The organism is Streptomyces sp. SID14478, from assembly GCF_010548525.1.
In the GTDB taxonomy this organism is placed as follows: domain Bacteria; phylum Actinomycetota; class Actinomycetes; order Streptomycetales; family Streptomycetaceae; genus Streptomyces.
This window is the reverse complement of sequence record NZ_JAAGMG010000344.1, coordinates 1-6,572: the sequence shown is the minus strand read 5'-3', so window position 1 is coordinate 6,572 and position 6,572 is coordinate 1. Positions and strand designations below refer to the sequence as shown.

At 74.9% G+C, this 6,572-nt stretch carries 5 protein-coding genes and 1 pseudogene; 2 read left to right on the top strand and 4 right to left on the bottom strand.

Features of this window, described 5'->3' with window-relative positions:
- The coding region (locus G3I40_RS11350; protein WP_164302042.1) for a DUF2510 domain-containing protein at positions 1 to 369 on the bottom strand (369 nt) is incomplete at its 3' end.
- 233 nt (positions 370 to 602) lie between these two features.
- Here G3I40_RS11350 and G3I40_RS11345 point away from each other — a divergent pair.
- Entirely contained in the window at positions 603 to 3,278 is a 2,676-nt protein-coding gene (locus tag G3I40_RS11345; protein ID WP_164302041.1) for an AAA family ATPase, read from the top strand.
- A gap of 4 nt (positions 3,279 to 3,282) precedes the next feature.
- On the opposite strand, the gene G3I40_RS11340 is transcribed toward G3I40_RS11345, so the two are convergent.
- Positions 3,283 to 4,005, bottom strand: a complete 723-nt coding sequence (locus G3I40_RS11340; RefSeq protein ID WP_164302040.1) for an alpha/beta hydrolase — start codon at positions 4,003 to 4,005, stop codon at positions 3,283 to 3,285.
- Positions 4,006 to 4,142: 137 nt separating this feature from the next.
- Here G3I40_RS11340 and G3I40_RS11335 point away from each other — a divergent pair, with 137 nt between their 5' ends.
- Positions 4,143 to 5,069: a helix-turn-helix transcriptional regulator gene (locus G3I40_RS11335; RefSeq protein ID WP_164302039.1), complete on the top strand. Its 927-nt coding sequence runs from the start codon at positions 4,143 to 4,145 to the stop codon at positions 5,067 to 5,069.
- Here G3I40_RS11335 and pcaD read toward each other — a convergent pair.
- A complete protein-coding gene (gene pcaD, locus G3I40_RS11330; RefSeq protein WP_164302038.1) occupies positions 5,059 to 6,225 on the bottom strand; it encodes a 3-oxoadipate enol-lactonase in 1,167 nt (388 codons plus the stop codon). The genes G3I40_RS11335 and pcaD overlap by 11 nt on opposite strands.
- A gap of 166 nt (positions 6,226 to 6,391) precedes the next feature.
- A pseudogene (locus tag G3I40_RS11325) lies at positions 6,392 to 6,572 on the bottom strand (3-carboxy-cis,cis-muconate cycloisomerase); the annotation flags it as partial.

Below are 6,572 nucleotides of genomic sequence, written 5' to 3'. Positions count from 1 at the left end.
GACCGTGTCGCTCTTGCCGCCGCCGTCGTCGTCCGCGGTGAGCGCGTAGACGCCGCCCGCTATGCCGGCGAGCACGACCACCGCGACACCGGTGGCTATCGCCGTCCGCGCACGGCTGCGCGGCTTCGGCGGCAACTGCCCCGGATAGCCAGGGTAGTTGGGGTATGCCGGAATCGTCCCCGGGGCGGTGGGCTGCTGTGCGAGCTGCCCGGGACCCGGCGCGGCCGCCTGCGGCGGGAGGGGCGGCAAGGCGGCGGCGGGCCGGACCTGGTCCGTCCAGCGGCCGCCGTCCCACCAGCGTTCGGTGCGCGGGCCGTCGGAAGCCTGGCCGGGATCGGGGTACCAGCCTGCGGGAGTCTGCGACGTCATGGACGAAACAGTATGAGGCGTGCCTGAAAAGGGGATGAGAGGGTCCGCATTGCGTTCGGGATCGTTACGGATCGCATCGTGGTGCCGTACGTTCCCGATCGGTCCGTACGGATCGGGTGAACCCCCAGGTCCGACCAAATGTCACCGGCTCGCGAGACCCCCCACCGCGGTGCGCGGCCGCCGACTACTCTCGTGAACGGAACAGCGAACGAACGAGGCCGGGAGGATGCGGGATGACTCAGGGACGGCACGCCGACGCCGCCTCCTTCGGTCCGCCCCTGTGGGAGCGGGAGTCCGAACTCGACGTGGCGGCACGGGCGTTGGACGACCTGTGCGCGGACGCCGCGTCGTCCGGCAGCCTCGTCGTGTACAAGGGCGAGGCGGGCATCGGGAAGACGGCCCTGCTCGGCCAGGTCCGCGACATGGCGGCGGGCCGGGCCACGGTCTGGTCCGCCCGCGGCGGCGAGGCGGTCACCTCCGTCCCCTTCAACGTCGTACGCCAACTCCTGCAGCCCGCCCTGCTCGCGCTCACCGAGGAGGAGGCCCGCGAGTACTTCGGCGACTGGTACGACATCGCGGGCCCCGCCCTCGGGATAGCCGAGCCCACCGGGCGGCAGGCCGACCCGCAGGGCGTGCGGGACGGACTCGTGGCCGCGGTGTCCCGACTGGCCCGCTTGAACTGGCCGTTGGTCGTGCTCATCGACGACGCGCACTGGGCCGACCTGGAGACCCTGGAGTGGCTGGCCGCGTTCGCCGAGCGCCTCGACGACCTGCCGGTGCTCGTCGTGGTGGCGCAGCGCGACCCCGACAACGCGGCCGCCGCCGTCTGCCTGGACGCCGTGGCGGCCGCCGCCCGGCCCGGCACCACCAGACTTCGCGCCCTCACCCCGGCCGCCGCCGCGGGCCTGACCCGCGCCACGCTCGGCGACCACGCCGACGACCCGTTCTGCCGCGAGGTGTGGGCCGTCACCGGAGGAAACCCGTACGAGACCGTCGAGTTGCTGGCCAAGGTGCAGGACAGCGAACTCGAACCGGTGGAGGACGCGGCCGCCGAACTGCGCGCGCTGAACAAGTCGGCGCGCGGCACCGGCCTCGTGGCCCGTCTCGAAGGGCTCGGCATCGAGGCGACCAAGTTCGCCTGGGCCGCCGCCATCCTCGGCACCCGCATCGACCCCGGACTCGCCGCGCTGCTCGCCGGACTGAACCCGGAACAGGCGGGCCGCTGCGCCGAACGGCTCCGCGCCACCCGCATCCTGACGGAGGCCACGTACGGGGGCGAGACCGCCCTCGAGTTCGTCCACCCCCTGATCGCCTCCGCCGTGTACGACGCGATCCCCTCGGCCACCCGCACCGCCATGCACGGCCAGGCCGCCTGGGCGGTGACCGCCTCCGGGCGCGGACCCGCCGCGGCCTCCCGCCACCTGCTCGAGGTGCACCCGGACGACGATCCCGAACTCGTGGAGCAGATGCGCGCCGCCGCCGGGGAGCACCTGGCCGTCGGCGCCCCCGAGGCCGCCCGCCGCTGCCTGGAGCGCGCCCTCCAGGAGCCCCCGCTGCCCGACGTCCGCCCGCACCTGCTCTACGAGTTGGGCTGCGCCACGCTGCTCACCTCACCCGCGACCACCATCGGGCACCTGGACGCCGCCCTCGACACGACCCCCGGACTCCTGGGCGACCAGCGGGTCGACGCCGTCTGCCGTCTCTCCCAGGCGCTGGTCCACAACGACCAGCTGGAGGAGGCGCTGCGCCTCATCGACGACGAGGCCGAGCGCCTCGAACCGGGTCCGGCGCGGCTGCGCCTGCAGGCCATGCACTTCATGTGGGAGGGCATCCACGCGGGCGCGGAGGACTCCCCGGGCCGCTCCCGGAACCTGGCGACGATCGCGGACCGGCTCATGGGCCGCGACAACCCGGAGCGCGTGCTGCTCATCCTGCGCGCCTTCGACGCGATGACCCGCGGGGAGAACGCGGAGGAGGTCGTCGAGCGCTGCGACCGCGCCCTGGTCAACGGCCGCCTCGCGCCCGGACTCGGCTGGACCGACCCCGAGTGGGGCTTCGAGGTCCTCGCCATGCTCGGCAGCGCGTATCTGTTCGCCGACCGGCTCGACCGCGCCGAGAGCCTGTTCACCGAGGCGGTCCGCGAGTACGAGACCGCCGGCTGGAGCGGCGGCCACCTCGCCCTCGCGCACGCCTTCGTCGGCTACGTGCACCGCAGGCGGGGTCGTCTCACCGATGCTGAAGCGTTCCTGCGCGAGTCGCTGCGCCTGGCCGACCGGGTGGGGCGCGGACTGCCGATGCACTGGGACGCGGCGTGCATGCTCATCGACACGCTGCTCGCCCGCGGCAAGGCCGACGAGGCGCAGGAGATCGCCGAGCGCTACGCCTTCGGCCCGCCCTACCCCTCCACGATCGTGCTCCCTGACGCGCACTCGGTCCGTGGCCGCCTGCTCCTCGCGACGGGGCACGTGGACGAGGGCATCAACGAGCTGGAGACCGCCGCGAAGGCCGCCATCGCCCGTGGCGGCCACAACACGATCATGGCGCCGTGGGCCCCCGACCTGGCCCGCGCCCTCGCCCCAAGCGACCCGCGGCGCGCCGCCGAACTCGTCACGGAGGCCCGGGTCCAGGCGGAGCGCTTCGGCACCGACACCGCGATCGGCGAAGTGCTGCGCTGTGCGGCGGCGCTGGAGAGCGGCCAGAAGCAGCTCACCCTCTACGCGAAGGCGGTGACGTACCTGGAGGCCTCGCCCTGCGCGTACGAGCACGCCCTCGCCCGGGTCGAGTACGGCATGGCGGCCCGCTCCCTGTCCGAGCTCAACCGGGGCCTGACCCTGGCCCGGGCGTGCGGCGCGGACGGTCTCGTGGCGCGGGCGCGGGAGGTGCTGGAGACGGGGCGCGGTCTGCGCTGAGGGGTCAGTCGAGCGTGAGCAGGAGCCGGGCGAGCGCGTCCGGCGTGGTGATCATGGCATCGTGACCGGTCGCCAGCTCCCGCACCCGGGCCGGCGTCCCGTTCGGCTGGATCGCGGGAACCGGACGCCGCGCGAAACCGGTCGGCACGCCGGTGCAGTGGACGTACGACCGCGGGATCGCGGCCGCCGCCGGATCGTCCAGGCGGACCGGCTGTTGCAGACTGCGCACCGGCTGGTCGCAGAGCATCGAGCGCAGCCAGGCGAGGTCGGCCGGGTCGGTCACGCCGAACAGGCCCGCGGGCGGCGGCATCTCGGGCGGCGGCGGGACCCGCCAGCCGCTCTCGGACTTCAGGGCGAGGTCGATCAGGTCCTGGGTCACGGGCAGGACGTCCGCCGCGCTCTCGCCGTCCAGCGGCACCATCGCGTCGAGGTAGACGAGCCGTGCGATCCGGTCAGGGACCCGGTTGGCGGCGGACGAGACGACCAGACCCGCGTAGCTGTGCCCCACGAGGACGACGTCGGTGAGGTCGCCGTCGAGGATCGTCCGGACCACGTCGTCGACGTGCGTGTCCAGTCCGACCTCGGGCCCGAGCAGATGAGCCCGGTCACCGGATCCGGTCAGGGACGGAGCGCTCACCCGGTGCCCGGCCGCGGTCAGCAGCGGGGTCACCCGCTCCCAGCACCGCCCGCTGTGCCAGGCGCCGTGCACCAGTACATAAGTCGACATGTGGTCACTCCTTGCTGTGCGTTTCCGCTGGTCCGCAGCCCACAGTGGCGTCCCGGCCGGGTGCGGGGGAGTACCCCCGTGATCCTGGGGGTGACAGGGCCAGGCAGCCGCGCGGGCGGGCGCACTACCGTGGAGGGATGAGCGAGGCACCGAACCCGTTGGGCGACTACGTGCGGGCGCGCCGCGCGCTCGTCACACCCGAGCAGGCAGGGATCGGCTCCGTCGGGGTGCGGCGGGTGCCGGGGCTGCGCCGGGAGGAAGTGGCGACGCTCGCCGGGATCAGCGCCGACTACTACCTGCGCCTGGAACAGGGCCGCGACCGCAACCCCTCCGTCCAGGTCCTCGAATCCCTCGCCCGCGTGCTGCGCCTCGACGAGGAGGCGACGGCGTATCTGCTGCGCCTCGCCGCGGGACCGCCCCGGCGGCCACGGCGCCCCGGGCGCGAGAGCGTCCCCCCGAGCATCGGGCTGCTGCTCGCCACGGTGCGGCTGCCCGCCTGGGTCGAGGGCCGGTACTTCGACGTCCTCGCGGCGAACGCGTGGGCGACGGCGCTGTCACCACGCCTCGTGACCGGGGCCAACCGGCTGCGGGACCTCTTCCTCGACCCCGAGGAGCAGGCCCTGCACCCCGACCGGGAGCTGGCCGGCGGGGGCATGGTCGCCGGGTTCCGCGCGTCGGTCGGCACCGAGACGGACGATCCGCGCTACCGCGAACTCGTCGCCGAACTCAGCCGCTCCAGCCCTCTCTTCCGCCGCCAGTGGGCCCGCCACGACGTGGACGTGTGCGAGGGCCGGCCCCAGGAGATCGACCACCCGAGGGTCGGCCGGCTGCGCCTGAACCGGGAGCGGCTCGGCGTCAGCGGCGCGCCCGGCCGCACGCTCGTGATCGCCCACCCGGACCCCGGCACCGACAGCGCGGAGAAGCTGGCGCTCCTCGACCCGGCGGGCCTCCTGGGCCACGCGCGCCGGCCAGGAACCGAGCCCCCGCACAACGCAAGCCCAGGCGCGCTGCCGGACCCGACAGCGGGCCCGGCCGGACCCACGTCCCGCAGGGTCACCCTGTGACCTGGTCCTGCGTCGGGCCTTCCTCCTCGTCGAGCACCCGCTGCGCCACCGCGAACGCCGCGTTGGCGGCGGGTACGCCCACGTACACCGCGCACTGCTGCAGTACGGCACCGATCTCGTCCGGGGTGAGTCCGTTGCGGCGGGCCCCCCGTACGTGCAGGGCGAGTTCGTCGAGATGGCCGTGGGCGACGAGCGCGGTCAGCGTCACCATGCTGCGCTCGCGCCGGGACAGCGTCGGGTCCGTCCAGATCTCGCCCCACGCATAGCGCGAGATGAAGTCCTGGAAACGGGCCGTGAACGGCGTCTGCCGGGCCTGCGCCCGGTCCACGTGCGTATCGCCGAGCACGTGGCGCCGCACCTCCATGCCGCGCGGGGCGTCCTGCCCGAAGTGGGCCCGCAGCAGCGTGAGCACCGCCTCCGGCCGCTCGGCCACGGCCAGGTGCGACGCACGGGCCAGCTCCGCGAGTTCCGCGCCCGGCACCCCGTCGGCGAGTTCCCGCAGGTGCGCGGGCGGTGTGGCCGGGTCCTCGCGCCCGGCGACCAGCAGCGTGGGCGCGCGGATCTCGTCGAGGCGGTCGCGCAGATCGAACGCGCCCAGCGCGTCGCAGCACGCGGCGTACGCCCCGGGGTCCGCGTCCCGGTTGTCTTGCACGAGGCGCTCCGCGCGGAAGCCGGGCGTGAACCAGCGGGCCGGAGCCGACGCGGCGATCCCCGCCAGCCCTTCCTCGCGCGCCAGGGCGGCCCGGTCCTGCCAGGGGGCGGCGCCGCCGAAGTGGGCGGAGGAACAGAGCACGGCGAGCCGGGTCAGCCGCTGCGGGTGGTGCACGGCGAGATGCAGTCCGACGGCGCCGCCCAACGACACGCCGGCGTAGGCGAACTGCTCGATCCCGAGGGAGTCGGCGAGCGCCAGCACCAGACGCGCCAGGTCCCCCACGGTGGCCCCGGCCCCGATCAGGGACGCGGCGGAGCCGCCGTGCCCCGGCAGGTCCCACCGCACGACGCGGTGCGCGGCGGACAGCTCCGGCGCGAGGCCGTCCCACAGGGCCAGGGACGTGCCGAGGGACGGCCCGAGCAGCAGCGGCGGCGCGCTGGGCGAGCCCTCGGCGCGATGGTGGAGGAGCCCCGCGGGGGCGGACGGGGAAGGCGCGGACGTCATGAGGATGGCTCCAGGGGAGAGGTCGGGAGGGGCGGGCCCTCGGCTACGGGGAGGCGTGCTCGCGGCGGTCAGGACGGCTCGGTCCGGGCAGGGGCGCGGCCGGGCTGCGCCCTGAACTCGCCCTGCCGCGCGTGGCACAGGGCACCCCCGAGCGGCAGGTGAGCGGTCACCGGCGGGTCAGCGCCCGGTCCACGAGGGCCCCGGCCGCCCCGGTGTACCGGGCCGGGTCCGTCAGCTCCGTCACGTCGACGTCCTTGAGGTCCGCCTCCTCGGACAGGACGGAGCCCAGGTCGCGCTCCTCCTCGCGGGCCCGCCGGGCGGCCGCGGCGAGGAGTTCCTTCGCCCGG

Excerpts from the sequence above, each read along its gene's own strand:
- G3I40_RS11345 (WP_164302041.1), top strand. The coding sequence starts at position 603 with ATGACTCAGGGACGGCACGCCGACGCCGCCTCCTTCGGTCCGCCCCTG.
- G3I40_RS11340 (WP_164302040.1), bottom strand. The coding sequence starts at position 4,005 with ATGTCGACTTATGTACTGGTGCACGGCGCCTGGCACAGCGGGCGGTGC.
- pcaD (WP_164302038.1), bottom strand. The coding sequence starts at position 6,225 with ATGACGTCCGCGCCTTCCCCGTCCGCCCCCGCGGGGCTCCTCCACCAT.
- G3I40_RS11335 (WP_164302039.1), top strand. The coding sequence starts at position 4,143 with ATGAGCGAGGCACCGAACCCGTTGGGCGACTACGTGCGGGCGCGCCGC.